The organism is Streptosporangium brasiliense (assembly GCF_030811595.1).
Lineage (GTDB): Bacteria > Actinomycetota > Actinomycetes > Streptosporangiales > Streptosporangiaceae > Streptosporangium > Streptosporangium brasiliense.
The window spans coordinates 4,601,807-4,627,046 of the sequence record NZ_JAUSRB010000002.1; the positions used below are offsets into that span (position 1 = coordinate 4,601,807).

At 74.0% G+C, this 25,240-nt stretch carries 19 protein-coding genes; 10 read left to right on the forward strand and 9 right to left on the reverse strand.

Annotated features, from left to right (window positions below; genetic code table 11):
• Window positions 1–2: 2 nt before the first annotated feature.
• The 5 genes from J2S55_RS29735 to J2S55_RS29755 form a co-directional block, all read right to left on the reverse strand.
• Entirely contained in the window at window positions 3–1,271 is a 1,269-nt protein-coding gene (locus J2S55_RS29735; RefSeq protein WP_306867770.1) for an MFS transporter, read from the reverse strand.
• Between the two features lie 191 nt (window positions 1,272–1,462).
• On the reverse strand, window positions 1,463–3,526 hold the full coding sequence (locus tag J2S55_RS29740) for a serine/threonine-protein kinase (protein ID WP_306867772.1): 2,064 nt from the start codon (window positions 3,524–3,526) through the stop codon (window positions 1,463–1,465).
• A 228-nt stretch (window positions 3,527–3,754) separates the two neighbouring features.
• The gene (locus J2S55_RS29745) at window positions 3,755–5,164 is read right to left on the reverse strand and encodes a YlbE family protein (protein ID WP_306867774.1); all 1,410 of its coding nucleotides are present in this window, start codon (window positions 5,162–5,164) and stop codon (window positions 3,755–3,757) included.
• A 67-nt stretch (window positions 5,165–5,231) separates the two neighbouring features.
• Window positions 5,232–6,629 carry an AllF/FdrA family protein gene (locus J2S55_RS29750; RefSeq protein WP_306867776.1) on the reverse strand — a complete coding sequence of 466 codons (1,398 nt, stop codon included), beginning with the start codon at window positions 6,627–6,629 and terminating at the stop codon, window positions 5,232–5,234.
• Window positions 6,619–7,509, reverse strand: coding sequence for an oxamate carbamoyltransferase subunit AllH family protein (locus J2S55_RS29755; RefSeq protein WP_306867778.1), 891 nt, complete (start codon window positions 7,507–7,509; stop codon window positions 6,619–6,621). Before J2S55_RS29755 ends, J2S55_RS29750 begins: the two co-directional genes overlap by 11 nt.
• Window positions 7,510–7,701: 192 nt before the next feature.
• Here J2S55_RS29755 and J2S55_RS29760 point away from each other — a divergent pair, with 192 nt between their 5' ends.
• The 7 genes from J2S55_RS29760 (at window position 7,702) to cutA (ending at window position 18,053) form a co-directional block, all read left to right on the forward strand.
• On the forward strand, window positions 7,702–9,264 hold the full coding sequence (locus J2S55_RS29760; protein ID WP_306867780.1) for a PucR family transcriptional regulator: 1,563 nt from the start codon (window positions 7,702–7,704) through the stop codon (window positions 9,262–9,264).
• A 43-nt stretch (window positions 9,265–9,307) separates the two neighbouring features.
• Window positions 9,308–9,529, forward strand: a complete 222-nt coding sequence (locus J2S55_RS29765) for an RNA-binding S4 domain-containing protein (RefSeq protein WP_306867781.1) — start codon at window positions 9,308–9,310, stop codon at window positions 9,527–9,529.
• A gap of 123 nt (window positions 9,530–9,652) precedes the next feature.
• Window positions 9,653–12,421 carry a TIR domain-containing protein gene (locus tag J2S55_RS29770; RefSeq protein ID WP_306867783.1) on the forward strand — a complete coding sequence of 923 codons (2,769 nt, stop codon included), beginning with the start codon at window positions 9,653–9,655 and terminating at the stop codon, window positions 12,419–12,421.
• A gap of 397 nt (window positions 12,422–12,818) precedes the next feature.
• Window positions 12,819–14,210 carry a uracil-xanthine permease family protein gene (locus tag J2S55_RS29775; protein ID WP_306867785.1) on the forward strand — a complete coding sequence of 464 codons (1,392 nt, stop codon included), beginning with the start codon at window positions 12,819–12,821 and terminating at the stop codon, window positions 14,208–14,210.
• On the forward strand, window positions 14,207–15,076 hold the full coding sequence (locus J2S55_RS29780; protein WP_306867788.1) for an FAD binding domain-containing protein: 870 nt from the start codon (window positions 14,207–14,209) through the stop codon (window positions 15,074–15,076). The genes J2S55_RS29775 and J2S55_RS29780 overlap by 4 nt, the downstream gene beginning before the upstream one ends.
• Before the next feature lie 39 nt (window positions 15,077–15,115).
• Window positions 15,116–15,595, forward strand: a complete 480-nt coding sequence (locus J2S55_RS29785; protein ID WP_306867790.1) for a (2Fe-2S)-binding protein — start codon at window positions 15,116–15,118, stop codon at window positions 15,593–15,595.
• Window positions 15,596–15,644: 49 nt separating this feature from the next.
• Complete coding sequence (cutA, locus tag J2S55_RS29790) at window positions 15,645–18,053, forward strand: aerobic carbon-monoxide dehydrogenase large subunit (RefSeq protein ID WP_306867792.1); 2,409 nt, start codon at window positions 15,645–15,647, stop codon at window positions 18,051–18,053.
• 87 nt (window positions 18,054–18,140) lie between these two features.
• Here cutA and J2S55_RS29795 read toward each other — a convergent pair whose 3' ends face one another.
• The 3 genes from J2S55_RS29795 to J2S55_RS29805 form a co-directional block, all read right to left on the reverse strand.
• The gene (locus tag J2S55_RS29795) at window positions 18,141–19,385 is read right to left on the reverse strand and encodes an MFS transporter (RefSeq protein WP_306867794.1); all 1,245 of its coding nucleotides are present in this window, start codon (window positions 19,383–19,385) and stop codon (window positions 18,141–18,143) included.
• 148 nt (window positions 19,386–19,533) lie between these two features.
• Entirely contained in the window at window positions 19,534–20,475 is a 942-nt protein-coding gene (cydB, locus tag J2S55_RS29800) for a cytochrome d ubiquinol oxidase subunit II (protein WP_306867795.1), read from the reverse strand.
• 10 nt (window positions 20,476–20,485) lie between these two features.
• Window positions 20,486–21,922 (reverse strand): cytochrome ubiquinol oxidase subunit I, encoded by a 1,437-nt coding sequence (locus J2S55_RS29805; RefSeq protein ID WP_306867797.1) that lies wholly within the window; start codon window positions 21,920–21,922, stop codon window positions 20,486–20,488.
• 485 nt (window positions 21,923–22,407) lie between these two features.
• On the opposite strand from J2S55_RS29805, the gene J2S55_RS29810 reads away from it, so the two are divergent.
• Window positions 22,408–23,418 carry a hypothetical protein gene (locus J2S55_RS29810; protein WP_306867799.1) on the forward strand — a complete coding sequence of 337 codons (1,011 nt, stop codon included), beginning with the start codon at window positions 22,408–22,410 and terminating at the stop codon, window positions 23,416–23,418.
• A 50-nt stretch (window positions 23,419–23,468) separates the two neighbouring features.
• Here J2S55_RS29810 and J2S55_RS29815 read toward each other — a convergent pair whose 3' ends face one another.
• The gene (locus J2S55_RS29815) at window positions 23,469–24,338 is read right to left on the reverse strand and encodes a polysaccharide deacetylase family protein (protein ID WP_306867801.1); all 870 of its coding nucleotides are present in this window, start codon (window positions 24,336–24,338) and stop codon (window positions 23,469–23,471) included.
• A gap of 148 nt (window positions 24,339–24,486) precedes the next feature.
• Here J2S55_RS29815 and J2S55_RS29820 point away from each other — a divergent pair, with 148 nt between their 5' ends.
• Window positions 24,487–24,672: a hypothetical protein gene (locus tag J2S55_RS29820; protein ID WP_306867803.1), complete on the forward strand. Its 186-nt coding sequence runs from the start codon at window positions 24,487–24,489 to the stop codon at window positions 24,670–24,672.
• Between the two features lie 120 nt (window positions 24,673–24,792).
• A complete protein-coding gene (locus J2S55_RS29825; protein WP_306867805.1) occupies window positions 24,793–25,179 on the forward strand; it encodes a VOC family protein in 387 nt (128 codons plus the stop codon).
• The last annotated feature ends 61 nt before the right edge of the window (window positions 25,180–25,240 follow it).

Consider the following 25,240-nt stretch of genomic DNA (forward strand, 5'->3'; position numbering starts at 1 on the left):
CGTCATGCGCGCCGCAGCGTCAGCCACGCGCCGGTGACCGTCACCATGACCGCCACGACCGTTCCGAGCACGCCGTAGGACAGGGCTCCCACGATCACCCCGGCGACCACCGCGCCGCCCGCGCCGCAGACGTTCATCAGCAGGTCCGACAGGCCCTGTACGGCGGGGCGGTGCTCCAGCGGCACGGCCTCGCTGAGCATCGCGGAGCCGGAGATCAGCCCGCACGACCAGCCGAGGCCGAGCAGGGCCAGGCCGGCCGAGACCTGCACGACGCCGTGCGGTCCGGCGGTGCCGGCCAGGACGGCGGCGGCGAGCAGCAGGCCCATGCCGAGCACCAGCACCCGGGGCCGGCCGATCCGGTCGGCCAGCCAGCCGACCAGCGGTGACAGGACGTACATGCCGGCGATGTGCAGGCTGAGCACGATCCCGATGACCGAGTAGGTGGCGCCGCCGTGGTTGAGATGGACCGGCGTCATGGACATGACCGACACCATCGCCGTGTGGCTGACCGCGATGGCGACGAGGGCCCGCAGCGCGGCCGGGGAGTGGCACAGGACCTGCCAGGCCGTGCGCAGCGTGCCCCGGGGCCGGACGGCGGGCGCCGGCGCCGCGGGGGCGGCCGAGCGGGCCAGGAGCAGGGGGTCAGGACGCAGGCCGACCACGATGACGCCCAGCGCGATCGCGAAGGTCAGCAGGGCGAGCATGAACGGGCCGGTGTCCGGGGCCAGGCCGAGGCTCCGGCCGAGGAGGTCGGCCGGTTCGGCGAGGTTCGGGCCGGCGACCGAGCCGATCGTGGCGGCCCACACCACCCATGACAGGTGCCGGGCCGAGTGTCCGGGTGGGGACAGGTCGGTCGCGGAGTAGCGGGAGGCCAGGTTGCCCGCGCTCGCGCTGCCGAACAGCACCAGTCCGACCAGCAGCAGCGGCCAGGAGTGGACGGTGATGGCGGCCACCGTGACCAGGCAGCCGAGCAGGGCGCAGCCGTAGGCCAGCGCCAGCCCGGCACGGCGCCCGCCACGGCCCGAGACCTTGGCGGTGGGCAGTGCCAGCAGCGCGGCGCCGAGCACGGTCGCGGTCCCGGCCAGCCCGCTGATCGACACGGAGCCGGACAGGCGGGCGACCACCAGCGAGCTGAAGGCGAACCCCACCGCGACCCCGATCCCGCTGGTGATCTGCGCGATGGACAGGACGGCGAGTGTCCGCCGCTGGACGGCGGCGATTTGTCCCCCATTCTTAGGGGAAATGTCGGCATTTATGCGGGTTTCGGTCACGAGTGAAGTCTGTCATCACTCGTGACGGAGATCGGGGGCGGGCACCGGGACCGGCCGGCTCCGGTGCCGGTGGACCGGGGGATGGGCGCCCGTCGACCGGGAGCCGGTGGACCGGGGTGGCCGGCGCCCGTCGACCGGGGGCCGGAGCCGGTGGATCCGGGTGGCCGGAATCGGTGGGCCGGGGGCCGGAGTCAGTCGACCGGGGTGAAGGTGTCGAAGAAGGTCTGCAGGAGCGGGGCGCTCTTCTCCCACTCAAGGTCCTGCACCGCGAAGGTGATCTGGTAGGCGGTCCGGCCGTCGATCGCGACGTAGCGGGTCAGTCCGTGCATGGGGACGACGCTGTCGGGCCGGACGTAGGTGTATTCCCAGTCGGCGGCCTTCCACGTCCCGTAGCGCACGGGCGCGACCCCGACCTCGATGTATTCGTCCAGGCCCTTCTTGCTCGCCCGCCTGAGCGCGGCCACCGGATCGGCGACCGGGACCTCGGTGACGAGGATGCTCCGCCCGCTGTTCTTCGGGCCGGAGAAGGCGACGGAGCCGTCGTCCTCCGTCTTGACCGTCCAGCCCTTGGCCACCGCGCCGGAGACGCCGCCCCCGCTCAGCGTCCTGAACCCCTCCGGGACCTCGCCGCGCGCCCGCGGCGGCGGATCGGCGGGCGTGGAGACCTCCGGGACCGGGGCCGGGGAGGCCGGGGCCGCCGTGCCGGAGGCGTCGCCGGGCAGCAGGAAGTACAGCGCGACGGCCAGCACGGCCAGCAGCCCGGCCCCGGCGGCCAGCAGCAGGCGCGGTGTCGGACGGCCGTCGCGCATCCAGCCGCCCTTGCCCTCCGCCCGGCGGCGCGCGCTCCGGCGGCCTCCGCCCCGGCTGGGCGCCGTGACGGCCTGGGAGTCCTGTCCGCCGTTGCGGACGGCCCGGCCGGCCGGGGCGGGGAGGGGCCACAGCCCGGCTCCGGAGGCCGCGCCGGAGGAGCCGTGCGACGGGGCGCCGGCGGGCTCGCCGGCCGGGGTGGCCGACGGATCGCCCGGGAAGGGGCCCCCGAGGCCGGCCGAGGGGCTGCGCAGCGCCTCGTAGCCGCGCTGGTGCCCGCCGGCCGGGGTGGCCGGCGGATCGGCGAGCCTGGAGGGGGAGCGCCCCGCCACCGACAGCAGGTCCGCGTGGTGCCCGCCCGGGGCGCCGGACGGCGCGTCGCGGGAGGGGGCCTGAGCGCCGGCCGGCGAATCGTAGGGCACCCGCACCGGGCCGGAGGGGGTCTCGATGATCCGTGAGGGCATCGGCCCGGCCGGCGGGTCCGCCGGTGACATGAGATGCGCCGCGACGGACTCGGCCAGGACCGGCGCCGGAGCGGGGACCTGCACGGCGGGCCCGCGGGTCGGGGGGACGGAGCCGTGGCTGCGCAGCACCCGGTCCAGCAGGTCCGACACCTGGGCGGCGGTCATCCGGTCGGCCGGGTTCTTGCGGAGCAGCCCCTCGATGACGGTGATCAGCGCCCCGGCCCGCTGCGGTCGGGCGGGCTCCTGGGTGAGGATCGCGCCGAGCACGGCCACCGCGTCGGGGCCCTCGTACGGAGGGTGGCCCTCCACCGCCGCGTACAGCGTGGCGCCGAAGGACCACAGGTCCGCGGCGTGCGTGACCGGCTGGCCGGACAGCCGCTCCGGCGGGATGTAGGCGGGGGAGCCCATCAGCAGGCCGGTCTGGGTGATCGTGACGTCGCCCTCTATCGCGGCGATGCCGAAGTCGGTGAGCACCACCCGGTCGGAGGTGAGCAGCACGTTGCCGGGTTTGACGTCGCGGTGCAGGATCCCGGCGGCGTGGGCGTGGCGGAGCGCGTCGAGCACCCGGACGCCGATCTCGGCGGCCTGGTGCACGGGCAGCGGCCCGCTCTGCCGTACGGCCTGCTCCAGCGACCAGGCCCGCACCAGCTCCATCACGATCCAGGGGCGGCCGTCCTCCTCGACGACGTCGTGGACGGTGACGATCCCGGGATGGCTGAGCCGTGCCGCCGACCGGGCCTCGCGCAGCATGCGCCGGTGCGCCAGCTGCTTGCCGGCGTGGTCCAGCCCGTAGGGGAGCATCAGCTCCTTGACCGCGACGTCACGGTCGAGCAGGACGTCGTGGGCGTGCCACACCATGCCCATGCCGCCGCGGCCCACCGGGGAGACCAGGCGGTAGCGCCTGCCGACCAGCCTGCCCTGTGCCGCCGGGACGCCCGCGCTCTCCGTTCCCCCCGGGGCCTTACCGAACAAGCGATCGCTCATCGTACCCCGTCCCCCCGAGCCACCCCATTTGTAAGGTTCGACACGATATCGGGATCACAATCGGTAATGGAAGTTGATGCAGGGGGAACCAGGCCGCACTAATTGTCAATCGGTGCCGTTCTCGCAGGTCTGACCTGCTCTCCGAGGACTCCCCGCGGAGGCCGTGATACGCCGCCGCCCCCACCGCGCGCCGATCACGAATTTCCGGATCACGGCCCGCGGAAACGATTACTCGGCCGTTCCGCCGCCCTGGTCGGCGGCCTCGGCCAGGGCGGCCAGGGCGGCGGTGAAGGCCGAGGCGGGCGGGCTCACCAGACCCGCGCCGACCTGTCCCGTGCCCGCCACCCGCCCCGCGATGCCGGTGTTCACGGTGGGCAGCAGCCCCGTCCTGGCGACCAGCGCGACGTCGACGCCGACCGGCGTCCCCCGGAAGTCGAGGCCGGGGATCTGGTAGGCGGGGTGCTCGGCGAGGGTGATCTCGTACATGGACCGGGTGGCCGCCATCGCGTCCGACACGTCACCGCCGATGAACCGGACGATCGCCGGGGCCGCGGCCATCGCGAAGCCGCCCAGGCCCGCCGTCTCGGTGATCGTGGAGTCGCCGATGTCGGGATTGGCGTCGGCCGGGCCGTACGCGCCGAGATAGAGGCCGTCCGGCACGCCCGCGGGGCCGGTGAACCAGCGCCCGCCCAGCCCGGAGACCTGGACGCCGAAGTCCGTGCCGTTGCGGGCCATCGCGACGACCATGGTGGAGCCCGGGACGTCCCTGGCCGCGTCCGCGCTCACCTTGCACGCCGCCATGCCGGCGTTGAGGAAGAAGTGGTCGTTGCCGTTGACGAAGCGCAGCACCTCGGCCGCGTGGCCGGGCGCGGCCTCCACGATCGCCGGAGCCAGCTCCCGGGCCAGCAGCGAGGTGGCGGCGCGGTTGCGGTTGTGCAGCTCGTCGCCCATCTGCAGGGCCTGCGCGACCAGCGCCCGCAGGTCCAGCGGCCCGGTCCGCTCCAGGGTGGTCCGCAGGACGGGGCCGAGCACCTTGCCCATCCAGTCCAGCCGCTCCAGCACCTCCGGGCCGTAGGCGCCGTAGCGCAGCACCTTGCCCAGACCCTCGTTGAGCGAGCAGTAGGCGGTGCCGCCGTGCTCGGCGTCGCGCACCTCGAACATCCACATCGACGGGCTGACCACACCCGCCATCGGCCCCACCGTCCGGTGGTGATGGCAGGGCTCCAGCCGGGCCCGCCCGGCCGCGAGCCGCTCACCGGCCTCCTCGGCGTCGGCGGCCAGCCCCTCCAGCAGCATCGCCCCGATGAGCGCGCCGCGCATCGGGCCCGACGCCCGCTCCCACTCGATCGGCGGCCCGGCGTGCAGGAACGTGCCCCTGGGCAGGTCCAGCACCTCGTGCGCGGGCCGTACTCCGACGAGCTGGGGCCGCGCCGACACCAGGCGGCCGACGGCCGTCTCGTTGGCGCGGACCCGGCGCGGGTCGGCCAGCACCCGGGCCAGGTCGCCGGCGGTGCCGGGCATCGGCGGGCGCCAGTCCACCCCCACCCTGGGCACGGCCTGCGCGTCCAGGGCCTCGCCGAGCAGCTCGGCGCCGGCCGTGATCACCTGGGGCTCTCCGGAGAGCATGGGCAGTGTCATCGGATACTCCTGAGCGGGCAACGGCGGCCCGAGGCCGGGCGGTCGCCGGTCCGGGACGGCCGGCGGGTCATCGGGCGTCCCGGAGCAGGCCGGCCGCGTGCCGGGCGGCCTGGGCGTTGGAGACGAACACCGCCGCCCCCGCCGCCCGCAGCGCCCGCGCCTGGGCCGCCGTCCCCTGGGGGTCGCCCTCGGAGCCGACCAGCGCGACGACCACCGCCACGCCCCCGGCGACGGCGGCGGTGATCCCGGGCGCGAGCCGCGCCGAGGGGTCCGGGTCGGCGCCGTGGCCGAGGACCACGTCGAGCAGGGCGACGTCGCCGGACGGCACCTGCGCCAGGGCCTCCAGGCGGAGCGTGGGGTCGATCATCGGGTGGGCCCGGCCGCGGGTGTAGGCGTCGTCGCCGAAGTCGGTGAACTCCCCGGCCCCGGCGATCAGCCGGGCCTCCGTGCACAGGGTGCCGCCCGAGTAGACGCCCCGCAGCGTCCCCGTGCCCGCCGCGGCCACCGGCTCGGGCGCGGGCCAGGAGCGCCACCGCGGCACCGGCGCGCCGAGCGCGCGCAGCGCCGTCTCGGCCGCGGCGGTCAGGTCGTCCTGGCCGGGGCCGAGCAGCGCGCTCACCACCGGGGTCGCGAGCTCCGCGACGGCCTGCCGTACGGCGTGCGCGACCTCGGGGGCGGGGGGTTTGGAGACGAGGACGATCAGTTCGGTCGCCGGATCGGCGTCGAGCGCCCGCAGGGCGCGGAGCGTGGACAGCCCGCCCACCTCCCGCGACAGGTCCCTGCCGCCCACGCCCAGCACGTGGCTGACCCCCACACCCGCCAGGTCCAGCAGGCAGCTCACCTGCTGGGCGCCGGTCCCCGAGGCGGCCACCACCCCGACCGGCCCCGGCCGCAGCACGTTGGCGAAGCCCAGGCCCGCGCCGCCGATCACGGCGGTGCCGCAGTCGGGCCCCATGACCAGCGCGCCCAGCTCCCCGGCGCGCTTCTTGAGCAGCACCTCCTGCTCGACCGGCACGTTGTCACTGAAGATCATCACCGACAGGCCGGCCTCGATCGCGTCCAGGGCCTCGGCGAAGGCGTACGGCCCCGGCACCGAGACCAGCGCCAGGGTGGCGGTCCGGCCGCCGGCCGTGCGGGCGGCGGCGCGGACGGTCCGCGGGGGGTGTTCGGCCGCGGCGCCGCCCGCGGCCCGCCCGGTCAGGCCGCCCAGCAGCCGCTCCAGCTCGGCGGCGGCGGCCTCCAGCGCGGCCGGGCCGCCGCCCCGCACCGCGATCAGCAGGTCCGCCGGGCCCGCCCCGGGCAGGACGAAGCCCAGGTCGGTGGCCAGGTCTCGGTTGAGCTCGGTGGCCATCGCCACCATCGCGACCTCGACGCCGGGCAGCGCGGTGACCGCCTGGCTGATCCGCATCAGGCTCACCGAGTCGTGGTAGACCCCCGTGCGTACGTCGACCAGATCAGTGCTCATACGTCCCCACCCCCAGGTTGACGACGGCGGCCAGGCCGATGCGCAGCCCCCAGGCCAGGTCCGCCCCCGATGTGTGGCCGAGCTGGAGCAGCCGCTGCAGCGCCGGCTCCAGCGCCTGCCGGCCGGCCAGGCCCCGCAGCACGGCCAGCACCTCGCCGCTGGCCTGGCCCCGGGCCGCGCAGTGCAGCAGCGCCGCCGAGATGGGGGTGGTCCTGCCCCGGGCGTCGAAGGTGACCGCGGCGGCCAGCCAGTCGGCCAGCCAGACGGCCCGGCCGGCCCCGGCCGCCGTGCCCAGGTGACGGAGCGCCACCAGGACTCCGGCCAGCATGTCGTCACCGCTGGGGGTCAGCCCCGGACCCAGCCCGACGAGCTGTTCGGCGGCCGTGACGCCGTGCAGCAGCGAGGCCCGGGCACACCCCTCGGCCAGCAGGCCGGCCGCGCCGTTGCCCTCCAGCCCCGGACGCCTCGCCGACCGCTCGCACAGGCCGGCCAGCTGGGGCAGCGCGGCCGCCAGCCGTGCCGGGTCCACCGGGCCGAGCGGCGGGGCCGGGTCCCACCAGCGGTGCGCCCGCAGGCTGAGCCGCCCGACCTCGATCGAGCCGTCGCCGACGCACGCCTCGTCCCCCACGGCGACCCGCGGCATCGGGCCGGTGACCACCATCGCGTTGGGCAGCCGGGTGGCCGTCCCCGTCACCACCGCGATCACCTGGGGTTCGAGCTCGGTGCGGACCTCCAGGTAGACCCCGGCGGGGAAGGCCGCCAGCACCCGGGCGGGCCGGCGGGGCGACTCCAGCAGCCGGCGCAGGGCTGTGCTGGCCGCGCCGGTCGCCTCCGTCCGCGGGCGGGCCCGCTGGACCCTCGGGCGCGTTCCAACGGTCACGGGACCTCCCTCGGCGGCCCCGTGCCGGTGCCGTGCCCGTCGGCTCGCTCGATGCGCTCGATCACGGATCCCCCCATCCATTGAGCCGACGGTAGAACGGTCCTGGAGCCGCTCCGTACGGAGAAAGATGCCAACAGTCAGCCCGATGGTTGGCTCTTCCTGACAGACGGCTCCATCAGTCACAATCGCTGCATGGAACCTCCCGTGCGTCTGGCAAGCACCGGCACGATCATCCACGGCGTCGCCGTCGGGGAGGTGCTCGGAGTCTCGACGCTGGCCGGAGCCCGGCTGATCGCCGGGGAGCGGGGGCTGGGCCGCATCGTGCAGCGGCTCAACGTGATGGAGGTCCCCGACGTCCTCGCCTGGGTGAAGCCGCACGAGCTGCTGCTGACCACCGGCTACCCGCTGCGCAACACCCCCCAGTCGCTCGACCGGCTGGTGGCCGACCTGGACGAGCGGGGCCTGGCCGCGCTGGCCATCAAGCTCGGCCGCTATCTCGACCGGCTGCCCGAGGAGATGGTGGAGCAGGCCGACCGGCTGGGCTTCCCGCTGATCCAGCTGCCCGACGACGTCGGCTTCGACGACATCCTCAACCAGGTGCTCACCGACATCCTCAACCGGCAGGCCGCCGTGCTGGCCCGGGCCGAGGAGGCGCACCGGGCCCTGGTCCAGGTCGTGCTCGCCGGGGGCGGGCTGCGTGAGGTGACGGCCGAGGTGGCCGGGCTGCTCGACGTGGCCGTGGCCGTGCTGGACGGGACCGGTCAGGTGCTGGCCGCCGCCGGGCCCGCCGAGCATCTGGCGGCGCTGCGCGGCGCCCCCGAGGGCGGTCACACCTCGGTCCCCGTCGTGGCGGGCGGCCACCACCACGGCCGGATCGTCGCCTGCGGCCCCGTCGGGTCGGTGCGCGACAGCGACGTCGGAATCTTGGAACGTGCCGCTACCGTCGCCGCCCTGGTGGTGACCCGGCAGGAGGCGGTCAACGCGGTCGAGAGCAAATACCGCGCCGACTTCCTGCGCGACGTGCTCACCGGCCGGGCCGGCGGCTCCGAGCGGGTCGCCTCGCGGGCCAAGGCGTTCGGCTGGGACCTGGAACGCCCGGTCACCGTGCTGGTGGCCGAGCTCGACCCGGAGGGCGACGAGCGCGTCGCCCAGGACCGCCTGGTCACCTGCTGGACCGCCGCGATGCGCCGCCACGACCCGCGCGGCGCGGTGGCGGGCTTCTCCCACGAGGTCGTCGCCGTCGTGGACGCGGCCGTCGACACCGGACGCCTGGCCAAGGACGCCGCCGCGGCCTTCGCCGAATGCCTGCCCGCCACCTTCTCCACCGGCGCCAGCCGGGTCGCCGCCGGGGCCGAGACCCTCCCCGAGGCGTACGGCCAGGCCCTGAAGGCGGCCAGGGTCGGCCGCCAGCTCCACGGCCCCGGCGCGGTCGCCCACTTCGACCAGCTCGGCGTCTACCGCCTGCTGTCACTGGTCAACGACACCGCCGAGCTGCACGCCTTCGTCCGCGAGACCCTCGGCCCGCTCGCCTCCGACGACGACGCCGAGAACGCCGACCTCCGCCGGACCCTGCAGGTGCTGCTGGACACCAACCTCAACGTCGCAGAGACGGCCCGCAGGCTGCACTTCCACTACAACACGCTGCGCTACCGCATCGGCAAGCTGGAGCGGATGCTCGGCAACTTCACCGAGGACGCCCATCTGCGGCTGAACCTCACCCTCGCGCTGCACGTCCTGCGGATGCGCGGCATCTGAGCCCGCGGCCCCGTCCGGACCCGCGGCCCCTAAACTCGGGGGCGTGAACGAGACCTTTGAGCTGGAGACCGACTACATCCCGCTGTGCGACCTGCTGAAATACTGCGCCGTCACCGACACCGGCGGCCAGGCCAAGCACTTCATCGCCGAGGGGAACGTCATGGTGGACGGCGAGGTCGAGCTCCGCAAGACCTGCAAGATCCGCGCCGGCCAGGTCGTCACCGGCGACGGCTTCGAGATCCGCGTCGTCGGCGCCCGGAGCTGACATCCGGGCCGCCGGGATTTTTCGATGAAAGCCGGTCCGCCGCCGCCGTCCGTGCGACTCTGACGATGTCCCCGGGTCGCGGGTGACACCTCTCAGCCGGGGCGCGGCTCGGACGGAGCGTGTATGACGGCAGCGCGCGGCTCGGCGTACGACGCGTTCATCTCCTACAGCCACGGCCACGACGGTCTGCTCGCGCGGGTGCTGCAGGAGCGCCTGCAGCGGTTCGCCAAGCCGTGGCACCGGATGCGTGCCCTGCGCGTGTTCCGCGACCAGGCGAGCCTGGCGGCCAACCCGGGCCTGTGGACCTCCATCGAGGCGGCCCTGAGCTCGTCGGAGTGGCTCATCCTGCTGGCCTCGCCCGGGGCGGCCGGTTCGGTCTGGGTGGAACGTGAGCTGGCCTGGTGGCTGGAGCACCGGTCCGTGCGGCGGCTGCTGCTGGTCTCGACCGGCGGGGGGCTCGCCTGGGATCCCGGGACCGGCGACTGGGCGGCCGGCGCGGCCGTCCCGCCCGTGCTGCGGGGGGTCTTCGCCGAGGAGCCGCTCTGGGTGGACCTGAGCGACGTCCGGAGCGCCCGGGGTGAGGCGCCGGAGATACCCGACGAGAGGATCGCCGCGATCGCCGCGCCGGTCCGGGGGATGGACAAGGACGAGCTGCACGGCGAGCACCTGAGGTCGCACCGCCGTAACATGCGCGTGGCGTGGACCGCGGTGGTCGCCCTGGCGCTGGCGGCGGCGGTGGCGGTCGCGGGGGGAGTGGTCGCGCTGGACCAGCGCGACCAGGCGCGCACCCAGGCCAGGCTGGCCACCTCCCGGCTGCTGGCGGCCGAGGCGATCGCGAGCCTGGGGACGCGCTTCGACCTCGCGCAGCTCCTCGCGGTCGAGGCGTACCGGATGGACCGCAACCCGCAGACCCGGGCCGCGCTGTTCCAGGCCGTCTCCGCCAACCCGCGTCTCGTCCGCTGCCTGCCGGCGGGCGCCGTGATCACCGCGCTCGCCGCCTCGGCCGACGGGAACGTGATCGTCGCCGGGACCGCCGCCGGCACCGTGGTCCGGTGGGACCTCCGGGCCGGGACCCGTGCCGAGATCAGGGTCGGCGACAGGGCGATCGGAAGCGTCGCGACCAGCTCGGACGGCCGTACCGTCGCCGCCGCGGACGGGGTCCGGGCCTCCGTCCTGGAAGCGGGGGCGGGGGCGGCCGCCCGGCCGGTCCCGCTGGAGTCCCGGCGGGCGGCGAAGGTCGCCCTGTCGGCCACGGGCCGCTACGTCGCCGTGCTGGAGCCGCCGCCGGCCGGCGTGCTGGCGGTGCGCGACCGGCGCACCGGCCGGGCCGTGCGCGCCGCGACCGACTCCGAGATGATCGGGATACGGGGCGAGTCGTCGGTGGCGCTGGTCAACAGCAGCGGGACGTGGGAGCGCAGGAGGCTCACCGACCTGCGCAGGATCGGCGCCTCCTCGGACCTCTTCAGCCCGGCCGGCAACTACACCTACGGGATCTCGGCCGACGCGGGCCACTACGGCTACGTGAAGTACGGAGGCGTCGCCACCCTGGCGACGGGCCGGGGGACGGGCAGGGCCGGCCGGCTGCCCGACGGGCCGTACGACAACCTGGAGCTCAGCGATGATGGCCGGTACGCCGCCGCCTCGCGGAGCGGCAGGATGTACGTCCTGGAGCTGAGCGCCGACGTCGAGCGCCTCCGGCCGCCGCTGGAGCTGACCGGCGGCGGCAGCGTCAGCATGATCCGGTTCCTCGGCGGTGACGACCGGCTCGTCTCCGCGACCGGCGACACCCTGTTCCTGTGGGACCTCCGGGAGGCCAGCCGGATCACCGTGTCCACCGGCATCGAGGTCGAGAGCGGCCCCACCTTCGACCCGCCGCCCCGCCTGGCGGTGTCCCCGGAGGGCAAGACCGTCGCGGTGGTGGGCGGCCTCTACACCGGGGGAGACGTATACGACCTGAGCGGGCGCGAGCCGCGCAGGCTCGTCCACGCCGAGGGGCTGTCCGGCGCCTCCGTGGCGGCCGCGGACTCGGGCCCGCGAGTCCTGCTGATCGGTTCCGTCGGCGCGGAGCCAGCCCGGTCCGTCCGGGTCTGGTCCGCCGGCCCCGACGGGCGGCAGGTGCGCGACATCCGGCTCGGACCTGCCGCCCTGGAGAGACCGGCGGCCGTGCGGGCGCTCCCGGGCGGCAGGAGCGTCGCGATCCTGCACGGAGGCGGCTACGGCGTGCTGGACCTGACCGCCGGCCGGCCGGCCGGGCACGGCGGCCTGCGGCCCGCCGCGGTGGCGGACCTGGAGACGGCGGACATCAGCCGGGACGGCACCGCGGTGGCCTGGAGAGCCGGCGACGGCCCCGTCGTCCTCGCCGACACCCGCACGGGCAGGACGCGCACGGTCGGGACGGGCGCCGCCGAGCTGGTCCTGTTCGCGGGTGACCGGCTCCTCGTCCAGCGGAGCGGCGGCGACCTGGAGGTGTGGGACAGCTCGGGCCGGACCCGGCTGACGACCCTGCCGGGCGACGCGGGCAACAGGCCGGCGGCCGCGGTCAGCCCGGACGGCCTGACGGTCGCCCGGCTCCGCGGAGACGGGAGCGTGCAGCTGGCGGGCCTCGGCACCGGCGACATCCTCGGCGCCTTCCCGCTCCCGCCCGTCACGGGCGGCGGAGGGTATCCGTGGGACGCCACGGCCCTCGCCTTCACCGCCGACGGCCGCGAACTGCTCTCCGCGACGTCGGGAGGCGTCCTCGCCCGGACCGCCGTCGACCCCGCCGCGTGGACGAGGAAGGCGTGTGAGATCGCCGGCCGCGACCTGTCGGCCGACGAGTGGCGGAGGTCCGCCCACGCCGATCCGCCGCCGGACCTGGCCTGCGACCGTTCCGAGCAGGGCCAGGGGCTATGATCACCTGATGTGAACGATCATTCTGGTCGTCTCCCGCCGCCCGGCGTGCGGGGGTCCTCCGCCGGTGCTCCCGAGGGCCCGCCCGCCCCGGGGACGCCGCAGGTCACCGGGGCCGTGGACAGGAGGGCCCGCGGGGCGCGACAGCCCGCGCCGTGATCCCGCACCGGGTTTTGGCGCCGCCGCGCCCGGGAACCCTCCGTAGTCCCTCATCTCCCCACCGGACGTCGTCGCGGCCGGTGAGCGAGGCGGTCACTGGCCGGCGACTCAGATTTGGCAGATCATGACGGTGTACGGGGGCGAGCACGGGCCTAATGTGCCCGCAACGACAGCATGGGGATCGCCGGAGGGATGCCTGCGGGGCGGCCACCGACCGACGGCCCGGTGAGAGGTGGGCTTGATGGTTGCAGGTTGGACCAAGCACGGAGACGGCAAGTCCCTGGCGCCCGGTGAGGTCGTCAGACCGGACGAGAGACTGTCCTGGCCGCGCATGATCGGCTTCGGGGCCCAGCACGTCATCGCGATGTTCGGCGCGACGTTCGTCTTCCCGCTGGTCATGGGCCTGAGCCCGAACGTCGCCATCATGTTCTCCGGCGTCGCGACGATCATGTTCCTGCTCATCGTGAAGGGGAAGATCCCCAGCTATCTCGGGACGAGCGCCTCGTTCGTGGGCGGGGTTCTGGCCATCCGGGCGATCCACGGCGGCGACACCCCCGCCGCCGACGCGATCGTCACCGGGGCGATCCTCGTCGTCGGACTGGTCCTCGCGCTCGTCGGCGTGGCGATCCACTTCCTCGGCGTGCAGATCATCAACCGGATCTTCCCGCCGGTCGTCACCGGCGCGGTCGTCATGCTCATCGGGTTCGGCCTGGCCTACGTGGTCGCCGACGTCTACTGGCCGCAGGACCAGTGGATCGCCCTGATCACGATGCTCGTCACCTTCGTGATCATTGTGTTCTTCAAGGGGTTCATCGGCCGGATCGGCATCCTGCTCGGGCTGATCATCGGCTTCGCCCTCTCCTGGGCGGCCGACCGGGTCTTCGGTGACATCACCGCCTACAACGCCGCGACCGCCACCGTCGACACGCATCCGCGGGTGAGCTTCGCCGCGGTGGCGGAGGCCCCCTGGATCGGCTGGCCCGACACCTTCCTGCCCGACATCAGGTTCTCCGCCGTGCTGCTGGTGCTCCCGGCCGTGATCGCGCTGGTCGCCGAGAACATCGGCCATGTCAAGGCCGTCGGGGAGATGACCGGTACCAACGTCAACCCGTACATGGGCCGGGCGATCCTCGGCGACGGCGCCGCCACCGTGGTCGCCAGCACCTTCGGCGGCTCCCCGACCACCACCTACGCCGAGAACATCGGGGTCATGGCCGCGACCAGGGTCTACTCGACGGCCGCTTACTACATCGCCGCCGTCATCGCGATCCTGTTCGGCCTGTGCCCCAAGTTCGGCGCGCTGGTCGCGGCGACCCCCGGCGGCGTGCTCGGCGGCATCACCGTGATCCTCTACGGCATGATCGGCCTGCTCGGCGCCAAGATCTGGATCGAGAACCAGGTGGACTTCTCCAGCCCGGTCAACATGGTCCCGGTCGGGGCGGGCATCATCCTGGCCATCGGCCCGGTCCGGCAGATGATCGGCTCGCACTTCGTCCTGGAGGGCATCGCCCTGGGCACCATCGTGGTGGTGGGCGGCTACCACCTGCTGCGGGCGATATCCGGCAGGCCCGGGACCGGGCCGGCCGCGCGGCCCTCCGAGGGCGGGACGGGGCGGGAGGAGGCGTCCGGGTGAAACCGCCTCCCTTCGACTACCACGCCCCCCGCTCCGTCGGCGAGGCGCTCGACGCCCTCGACGCGGCCGGCGAGCACGGCAAGGTGCTCGCCGGCGGGCAGAGCCTCATCCCGATGCTCAACATGCGGCTGGCCGCCCCCGGGTGCCTCGTCGACATCAACCGGCTCACCGAACTGGCCACCGTCGACGTGGAGCCCGGCGGCGTCCGGGTCGGCGCGCTGGCCAGGCACGCCCAGGTGGAGCGCTCCGGGCGGGTCGCCGCCGCCCAGCCGCTGCTGCGCCAGGCGCTCCGGCTGGTCGCCCACCCGGTGATCCGCAACCGGGGCACGGTGGTGGGCAGCCTGGTGCACGCCGACCCGGCCGCCGAACTGCCCGCCGTACTCACCCTTCTCGGCGGCTCGGTACGGCTGGCCCGGCGCGGCGCCACCCGGGACGTCCCCGCCGCGGACTTCTTCACCGGCCCCCTGGAATCGGCGGCCGGACCGGGCGAGCTGGCCGTCTCCGCGCTCTTCCCCCTGCTCTCCCCGCGCTCGGGCACCGCCTTCCGCGAGGTCGCCAGACGGCACGGCGACTACGCCCTGGCCGGGATCGCGGCGCTGATCAGCCTGGACGACGACCTCCGGATCACCGGGGCCAGGGTGGCGTGCGTGAGCGTGGGCCCCGTCCCGGTGCTCGTCGACGTCACCGACGCCTGCGGCCACCGCCCCCCGGCCTCGGCCGACTGGGCCGCGGCGGCCCGCGCCGTGCAGGAGCGGATCGAACCGGAGGCGGACATCCACGCGACGGCCCACTACCGGCGCCACCTCGCCGGCGTCCTGACCCAGCAGGCCCTCCGGGACGCGGCGCGGGAGGCCCTCGATGCGTGAGCGGAGCCGCCGCGGACGGCGGGGAACGGTGAGCCGAGGATGAACATCGCGATCACACTGACCGTCAACGGGGTGGTCCGGCAGGCCGAGGTGCCGGCCCGGCGGCTGCTGTCGGACTGCCTGCGGCACGACCTCGGCCTGACCGGCACGCACGTCGGATGCGAGCACGGGGTGTGCGGGTGCTGCACGGTCCTGCTGGACGGGGAGCCGGTCCGGTCATGCCTGACGTTCGCCGTCACCGTGGACGGGCATGACATCACCACGGTGGAGGGGCTCTCCGCCCCCGGCGGCGCGATGTCGCCGGTGCAGCGCGCCTTTGCCGAGTGCCACGGCCTGCAGTGCGGCTTCTGCACCCCGGGCTTCCTGTGCACGGTCACCGCCCTGCTGCGGGACAATCCGGCGCCGACCGACGAGGAGGTGCTGGAGGGCATCTCCGGCAACCTGTGCCGGTGCACGGGCTACCAGAACATCGTCAAGTCCGTCCACCGCGCGGCCGAGATCATGGCGGAGGAACCGTGAGCGGGCGGGCCGGGAGAGACGGCACGGCGGGCCGCCGGACGGGGGCGACATGACGACGAAACTGTTCGGGGAGCCGGTGCGGCGGCGGGAGGATCCCCGGCTGCTCACCGGGCAGGGCCGCTACCTGGACGACCTCGGGCCGGACGCGCTGGCGGCGGCGTTCGTCCGGTCCCCGCACGCGCACGCCCGCATCCGTGACATCGACGTCTCGGCGGCCCTCGACGTGGACGGGCTGGTGGCGATCTACACCTGGGAGGACCTGCCCGCCCTGCTCGCCCAGCCGCTGCCGCTGCTCATCCCGCACCCCGCGCTGACCCACGGCCGCACCGCCTACCCGCTCGCCCGCGACCTGGTCAGGCACGTCGGCGAGCCCGTCGTGATGGTGGTCGCCCGCGACCGCTACCTCGCCGAGGACGCCTGCGCGCTCATCCGGGTGGACTACGAGATCCTCAAGCCGGTCGTCGGGGTGGAGGAGGCGGCGCAGTCGGCGCAGCTCGTCCACGACGACGTGCCGGGCAACGTCGGCGCGCACCTGGTGCAGGAGGTGCCCTCCGCGGCCGGCCTCGGCGCGCGGGAGGCGATCGAGGCCGCGCCGCACACGCTGTCCTTCCGGCTCGACATCGAGCGCAGCGCCTCCATGCCGCTGGAGGGGCGCGGCGTGTACGCCCGCTGGGACGCCGACGACCGCTCCCTGCGCGTGTACACGAGCACCCAGACCTCCACCAGCGTCCGCATGGCGATCGCGGCCAAGCTCGGCCTGCCGCTGCCCAAGGTCGAGGTGATCGCGCCCGACGTCGGCGGCGGGTTCGGGGTCAAGATCGTGCACCCGTGGCCGGAGGAGGTCCTGGTCCCGTGGGCGGCCATGCTGCTCGACCGCGAGGTCAAGTGGGCCGAGGACCGGCGTGAGCACTTCGTCTCCTCGGCGCACGAGCGGGCCCAGGTGCAGCACGTCCGGGTCGGTTTCGACGGCGACGGCCGGGTGCTCGGCCTGGAGGTGACAATCCTGCACGACCACGGCGCCTACACGCCGTACGGGATCATCGTGCCGATCATCACCTCCACCCAGCTCCTGGGCCCCTACAAGATCGGCGCCTACCGGGTCGAGTTCTCCTCGATCTACACCAACACCGTGCAGGTCACGCCGTACCGCGGGGCGGGGCGCCCGCAGGCCGTCTTCTGCATGGAACGGACGATGGACCACATCGCCGCCCACCTGAAGGCCGACCGCACGGCGGTGCGCGAGGTCAACTTCATCGGGCCCGAGGAGTTCCCCTACGACCAGGGCCTCATCTTCCAGGACGGCCGCCCGCTGATCTACGACAGCGGCGACTACCCGCAGTCGCTGCGGATGCTCAAGGAGCTCATCGGCTGGGACTCCTTCCCCGGGTTGAAGGCTCGGGCGGCGGCCGAGGGGCGCAGGATCGGCATCGGCATCGGCTGTTACGTCGAGGGCACCGGCGTCGGGCCGTACGAGGGCGGCCACGTCCAGGTCACCTCCGACGGCCGGGTGCACGTCTCCACGGGGCTGACCTCCCAGGGGCAGGGCCATGAGACCGTCTTCGCCCAGATCGCCGCGGCCGAGCTGGGCGTCCCGCTGGAGCGGGTCTCGGTGGTGACCGGCGACACCCGCAGGTTCGGTTACGCGGTCGGCACGTTCGCCTCGCGGGCCGCGGTGATGAGCGGCAACGCGATCGCGCTGGCCTGCCGGAAGGTCCGGGAGAAGGCCCTGCGGATCGCGGCCGACGCGCTGGAGGCCGATCCGCGCGACCTGGAGATCGTCGACGGCGAGGTGAAGGTGGTGGGCGCGCCCGGCGTCTCCCTCCCGCTGGCGACCGTGGCGGTGCTGTCCAACCCCCTGCGCTACGCCTTCGACGAGGAGGCGGCCCGGGCGACCCAGTTCGCCGGGGCGTCGTCCTTCGACAGGCCGCCGGTGCGGGAGGGGGAGGAGCCGGGGCTCGAGGGGCGCGACTACTACTCGCCGCTCCGCTCGACCTTCGCCTCCGGCATGCACGCGGCGATCGTGGAGACCGATCCGCTGACGGCCGAGATCCGCATCCTGCGCTACGCCGTGGTCCACGACTGCGGCAACCTGATCAACCCGATGATCGTCGAGGGGCAGATCCACGGCGGCGTCGCCCAGGGGGTCGGCGGCGCGCTGTACGAGCGGATGGTCTACGACGAGCACGGCCAGCTGCTGAACGCCTCGTTCATGGACTTCCTGATGCCCTACGCGACGGAGATCCCGGCCGTGGAGACCGCGCACCTGCAGACGCCGTCGCCGCTCAACCCGCTGGGCATCAAGGGGGCGGGGGAGGCGGGGGTCATCCCGGTGTCGGCGGTGATCGCCTCGGCGGTCGAGGACGCCGAGGGCATCGGGATCGACAAGATGCCGATCTCCCCGTCGGAGCTGTTCGACCTGCGCCGCTCCGCGACACCCTCGCCTCCGGCCCCGTCATGACGCGGCCGGCACCCGCCACGGCGGGTGCCGGAGCCCGTGCCCGCCGGGACAGTGCCTGGCGCGCGCCCGCCGTCCTGATCCGGTGGGTCAGGCGCTGACCTCGTCGGGGGCCGGCAGGTCGCGCATCGTGCGCAGCGGGGACAGCAGCAGCGGGACCACGGCCAGCAGCGCCAGCACCACGCTGATCCACAGCGTGGCGCGGGCCCCGAAGAGCTCGCCCAGCACTCCTCCGGCCAGGCCGCCCAGGGGGAGTGTGCCCCACACGACGAAGCGCATGGTGGCGTTCATCCTGCCGAGCATGTGCTCGGGGGTGACGCCCTGGCGGAAGCTGACCTGGCTGACGTTGTAGAGGACCACGCCGACCCCGTGCATGAACATGCCGACCGCGAACAGCGACGTCTTCCAGCCGGGCCCGCTGAGCGGCACCAGGAGCATGAACGGGGCGGTCGCGAGGATGGACAGCCAGATGATCCTGGCCGTGCCGACGAGGCGGCTGACCGTGCCCACGATCGCCGCGCCGGTGAGCCCGCCGAGGGCCGCCGCGGAGAACAGCAGGCCGATGGCGCCGGGGGCGAGGCCCACCACCCGGGTCAGGAAGATCATCTCAACGGCCGCAATCATCCCGCTCGTGAAGTTGGCGGTGGCGGTGGAGGCGCTGATCATCCGCAGGATCCGGTGCGTGGCCACATAGCGGAGCCCTTCACCGATCTCCTTCAGCAGCCCCTGCCGGCCGGCCGGGTCCGGCGTCTGCTCGGTGGCGTCGATCCGCCACAGGAACAGCGCCGAGCCGAGGAAGCTGACGGCGTCCGCCAGCACCGCGACCGGCGCGGTGAGCACCTGGACCAGCCCGCCGCCCACGCTCGGCCCGGCCACGCCCGCCGCCGACCGCACGATCTCCAGCTTGGCGTTGCCGTCCATCAGCTGGTCCCGGCCGACCAGGCTCGGCAGATAGCTCTGGTAGGCGATGTCGAAGAAGACCGTGGCCAGGCCCATGCCGAGCGCCACGACGTACAGCTGGGGGAGGCTCAGCGCGTCCAGCCACCACGCGATCGGCACCGACGCCAGCAGCGCGCCGCGGACCACGTCGGCGGTGATCAGGATCCGCCTCCTGCGCATCCGGTCCACCCAGACCCCGGCCGGCAGTCCCACCAGCAGGAAGGCCGCGGTCTCGGCCGCGACCAGCAGTCCGGTCTCGAACTCGCTCGCCTCGAGCGCGAGCACCGCGACCAGCGGGAGCGCGAGCATGCTGATCTGCGTGCCGAGCTGGCTGACGGTGTCGGCGCCGAACAGGAGCATGAAGTTCCGGTGGCGGAACAGGCTGGGGGGCTTCATGAAGGGAATCCTTCAGAGCCGGCCGGGGGAAAGCAACCGCCTTTCCCGCGGGGCCCGTACGGCGCGCGGCGAGGCGGGACCCGCCAGGGCCCGGAGCGCCACGGCGGCGCCCGGCCCTCGCGGGTCCCGTCCGTTCCGGCGGGAGGCGTCAGGACACCTCGGCGACCAGGCGCTTGCGGAACACCCAATAGGACCAGACCTGGTAGCCGAGCACGAACGGCAGCGCGATCAGGCCGATCCAGGTCAGCATGCCCAGCGTGTAGGGGCCGGAGGCGGCCTCGGCGACGGTGAGGCCGGGCAGGGGGGCCGGCCAGAGGGCGCCGAACAGGGCGACCGAGCCCAGCGCGATGGACGAGGCGGTGGCGGCGAACGCCCAGCCGTCCCGGCCGCGCCAGGTCAGCGCGACCGCGGCGGCCAGGGCGGCCATCGCGCTCATCGCGCAGGCCCACAGCCACGGGGCGGCCGTCCAGTCGGCGACGGCCGTGCCGGCGGCCGGGATGTTGGACAGCGCCACGACCGCGGCGGGCAGTGCCACCGCGGAAGTGATCATCGCGGTACGGCGGGCCCGGGCACGCACCGGGCCGGACGTCTTGAGGGCGACGAAGACCGCGCCGTGCAGCACGCACAGCGACAGGGAGAACACCCCGCCGACCAGCGCGGCCAGCGCGCTGTTGTGCAGCAGGTCGGCGAAGACGGCGCCCCAGAGGAAGGCCGGGAGCGCGCTGCCGACCAGGATGCCCAGGTCGCACCAGGCGCGGTCGGAGGAGTGGTGGACCTTGCCCCGCCACTCCAGGCCGATGCCGCGCACGATCAGCCCGACGAGGACCAGCGCGATCGGCAGGTAGAACTCGCTGAGCAGCCCGGCGTACCAGGCGGGGAAGGCGGCGAACATCGCGCCGACCGCGGTGATCAGCCAGACCTCGTTGCCGTCCCAGACCGGGCCGATCGTGCCGAGGACCTGCTTGCGCTCGGCCTCGTTCCTGGACAGCACCGGGGCCAGCAGGCCCACGCCGAAGTCGAAGCCCTCCAGGACGAAGAATCCGGTCCAGAGGAAGGCGATGATCGCGAACCAGAAGGTGGTGAGTTCCATCGTTTCCGCCTCAGTACATCAGGGTCGGCTGGAGCCGGGCGCCCGCGTCCTCACCGTCGCGGGAGGGCGGCGTCCCGGGAGCGGGGGAGACGGGCTCGGGACCCGTCCTGACATGGCGGATGATCAGCACGGCCTCGGCCAGCGCGAGCGCGCCGTACAGGGCGGTGAAGACCGCCAGCGTCACGGCCACCTCGGTGAGGCTGACGCCGGGTGACACGCTCGCGGCCGTGAGCAGTTCGCCCTGGACGGTCCACGGCTGGCGGCCGATCTCGCTGAGCAGCCAGCCCGCGATCATCGCGAGGGTCGGCAGCGGCAGCGCCAGCACGCAGGCCCGGGCGAACCACGCGGGGACCTCGCGCGGCGGGCGCGGGTCGCGGCGGCGCCCGCGGGTCAGCCAGAGGCCGAGGACCGACAGGGCCACCGTGGCCATCCCGAAGGTGATCATCACGCGGAAGGACCAGTAGACCACGGGCAGGTTGGGGCGGTAGTCGGCCGGGCCGAACTCCTCGGTGAAGCGGGCCTGCAGGTTCTCGGTGCCCTGGACGACCGCCCCGGGGTCGTTGGTGGCCAGGAAGCTGAGCAGCATGGGCACCTCGACCCCCGGCACGGGGGAGAACGGCGCGCCCGCGGTGTCGTGCCTGAGCCCCTCGGCGGCGGCCAGCTTCATCGGCTGCTGCTCGTACAGCAGCTTGGCGGACATGTCCCCGCTGCCGGCGACCACGACTCCGGCGATCGCCGTCATGACCAGCGCGGCCCGCATCGGGGTCCGCCACATGTCCACCGCGCCCCGCCGGACCGGGGTGGTCCGGTCGGGGTCGGCGCGCCGCTCGCGCAGGACCTGGTAGCCGCAGACCGCCAGTACGAACCCGCCCGCGACCACGAAGGCCGCGCCCACCACGTGGGGCACCTGGGCGAGCGCGGTGGAGTTGGTGAGCACCGCCCACAGGTCCGTCATGCGGGCCTTGCCGTCGACCACCTCGTAGCCGACCGGGTGCTTCATCCAGGCGTTGGCGGCGAGGATGAAGTACGCCGACAGGTTGGAGCCGATGACCGCTGCCCAGATCGTGGCCAGGTGGACACGCTTGGGCAGCTTGTCCCAACCGAAGATCCACAGCCCCAGGAACGTCGACTCCAGGAAGAACGCGAGCAGTGCCTCCAGGGCCAGCGGGGCGCCGAAGACGTCACCGACGAAGATCGAGTAGTCGCTCCAGTTCATGCCGAACTGGAACTCCTGCACGATGCCGGTGACCACGCCCATCGCGAAGTTGATCAGGAAGAGCTTCCCGAAGAACTTCGTGAGCCTGAGGTAGTGCTCCTTGCCCGTGCGGTGCCACGCCGTCTGCAGGCCGGCCACGAACACGCCGAGGCCGATCGTCAGGGGTACGAACAGAAAGTGGTACACGGTGGTGACCCCGAACTGCCACCGCGCAAGGTCCAGTGCGTCCATCTTCCCCTCACGGGTCCTGAGCTCTACAAGCTGTAGTGCTACTAAAAGTAGTACTACAAGCTGTAGAGCAATGGGCGGGGTTGGCGCCGCGAGCTGCTGCGATCTTTGTCACATGGCCCGTCCGGGACCGCACTTCCCGGACGGGCCGAGATCGCCCCCTCCGCCCGCGGCGCCTGTTCTCCCCCCCTGTGCCGCCGGAGGTCGTGCCCCGGGCGGCCCGGACGGCGGGGTGTGTGCCCCGCCGGCCTGATGCGCCCCGGGCCTGCCGGGCCCCGGGGGCGCATGACCCCAATGGTGGTGCGAGAGGTGCCTGCCGGGCATCAGCCGCTGGGGTGATTCCGGGGTACGCCGGACGGCGGACGGTGCGGACCGGGTGGGTGGGCGCCTTGAGAATGCCGGCGGTGCCGAGGGGGTGGGGGTGGATATGTGGACATTCCTGAGGCTTTCATCTATATAGAGATATACCTATATAGAGAGAAGGCAATATGGAAGTCCTGGACGGAGCCCTGGAGCGGTTCGCCGGCACCGGACCCGAGTTCGGCGGCGGCCTGTCCAGCCACGGGCCGATGGCTGTGGAGGCCCTGGTCAGGCTGGACCGCGCCGACGCCGTGGAGCGCTGGGTGGAGGGCTACCTCCCCCGGCTGCAGCCGGAGCCGGGGCGGGTGGAGCCCATCGGCGACTGGCGGGAGGCACTCGGCGACTTCCGGCGGGTGACCGACTGGAGCGGATACTTCGCCCACCGGTTCGAGGAGGCGCCCTGGCTGGAGGTGACCTCCGAATGGTGGCCGCGGCTGGTCCCGGGACTCGCCGCCGGGGCCACCCACGGGATCATCCGCGCCGCGCACGCCATCCGGGCCGTCGCCGAGAGCCCGGAGCCCGCGCGGCTGGCGGAGCTCGCACGCGCGCTGGGCTACTGGGCCGCCCGCTACGCCGAGCTGCCCGGGACGCCGCGCACCGGCGGGAACGCCTCCCTGGACGACGCGGTGCGGAGCCTGCCGCCGATGCGCGAGATCCCGGCGGGCGGGCTGATCACCGATCAGCTGGCCGGGCTCGGCACCGTGGCAGCCTTCCCCGAGGCGGTCGGCGCGCTCCGGCCGCCCGTGGACGTCGACGCCGACCTCGGAGAGCTCAGCCGGACCTTCGCGAGGATCTTCCTGACCCACGGGCGCCGGGCACCGATCGCGTTCCTGCACGCGGTCACCGCCCCGGCGGCGGTCAGGTCGGTGCTCCCGCTGCTGCCCGGCCCGCTCCACCGGCCCACCTACGACGCGCTCTGGCAGGTGGCCGCCGGGATCCACAGCGCGTTCGCCGCCCGCGCCACCCCCGAGCCGCCGCCGTACGGCGAGCCGCCCGGCCCCGAGGAGGTGGCGGCGCGGGCGGTGGACAACGGCGACGAGCACGCGATCAAGCTCGCGGAGGCATGTCTCCGCGAGCACGCCCGCACCCCCGACCCCGTCTACCTCCACGCAGCCGCGCGGGCCGCCGAGATCCTCTGACCCCCGGCCCGGCCGGACGTGCGGGTCGTGGGGAGCGGGGCCGGGCGGGTCTAGCGGGTCGCGGCCTTCAGGTAGGCGTCCAGATTGCCGATCTCGAACCCCCGACGTTTGATCTTGTTGACCAGGACGCGGAAGTCGCGTGACAGGCCCGGACGGAAGTGCAGCAGCAGCACGTCACCCGGGCGGAGCTTCTTGTCGGGCACCTGGTAGGCGATCTTCCCGCCGGGCTGCACGGTCGCGGTCCAGAGCAGGAGCGCGTCGATGCCGCAGGCCTTGGCGGCCCTGCGGGTCAGGGTGTTGTGGTTGCCGAACGGCGGCCGGAACAGCGTGGGCCTGCTGCCCACATGCTTGCGGATCAGCGTGGAGGTGCCGCAGATCTCGGCCCTCTGCCGCTGGTAGCCGAGCGCCGGCAGGTTCGGATGGGTCAGCGTGTGGTTCTCGATCGTCGCCCCCGCCTTGTGCAGGGCGCGTACGTACTCCCACTTGCCGGCGCCCAGGAATCTGCCGCCCTGCGCGGTCGGGTCGGTCGTGCCCCTGGCCTCCACGGCGTCGCGGGTGACGAAGGCCGCGATGGGGATCCGCTGGTCCCTGACCTGCGCGAGGAAACCCGGATCCTGCTCCCAGCCGTCGTCGATGGTGAGGAAGACCACCTTCCGCCCGGTGGGGATGGAGCTGATCACCCGGGGCAGCCCGTCGGAGGGCGCCGGGATCCGGCCCACCTCACCCGGTCTGGGCAGTGCCCCCGGCGGCCGGGAGGGGCTGACCGGCGAGGCGCTGACATTCGGGGAGTCCGGGGCGGAGGAGGCACGGCCGGTGCCGGGCTCCGGGACGCCGCCGGTGCCGCCGGCGCATCCCGCGCCCGCCGCCAGGGCCATGAACGCCGCCGCCGATCTGCTCGCCCATGATTTCCCCGGTGCCATGGGCCACCATCCTGCCAGCAGCCGGAGCTCCAACTGACCGGCCGGGTGCGGGAGACGCCGTCGGTACGGCGGCCGGAGAAGGCATAGGCGGGTCCGCCGGAGGGGAGGGTGCCCGGTATCGACGAGCAAGGACGAGCGAGGAGGACACATGTCGCAGTCCGATGAGAGCCGGCCACTGGCCGACCGCCGGGAGAATCCGGAAGATCATGACGTTCCGGACTTCGCCGAGGAGTCCGCTCCCTCTCCCACCGACCCGGCCAACCAGCCCGAGGGCGATCCCGACAAGCACGTCTACGGGGAGGATGAGGGCTATGAGGAGCCGACCCGGGCCTGAGACCGGGGGCGCGGGCTCCCCGCGCCGCCCACGGGAGGCGGCCCGGGTGGGCCGCGTGGACCGTCCTGCGGATCGGGGGACGGGTGGCACGGAGGCGCCGGAGGGAGGGCAGGCCGACACATGGAGGTGCTGAGCAGCCGCATCCTCGTGCGTCCCTCCGATCCCGAGCGCAGCCGCCGGTTCTACCGGGACATCCTGGGTCTGGCGGTATACCGGGAGTTCGGCCCCGCCGAGGACCCGGGCCTGGTCTTCTTCCTCGGCCAGGGCTTCCTGGAGCTCTCCGGCCGCTCCGACGGGGCCGGGGGGCAGACCTCCGCGGTCTGGCTCCAGGTCCGCGACCTGTCGGCCGAGCACGGGCGGCTGCGCGATGCGGGGGTCGGCGTGGTCCACCCTCCCCGGCGGGAGCCGTGGGGGTTGATCGAGATGTGGATCGAGGATCCCGACGGCCTGCCCATCGTCCTCGTCGAGATCCCCGACGACCACCCCCTGCGGCGCGACCAACGGTGACCCGGCCCGGTCCGGGGCGGTCCGGGGCGGGGCGGGGCGGTCCGGGGCGGCTGCGGCGTGT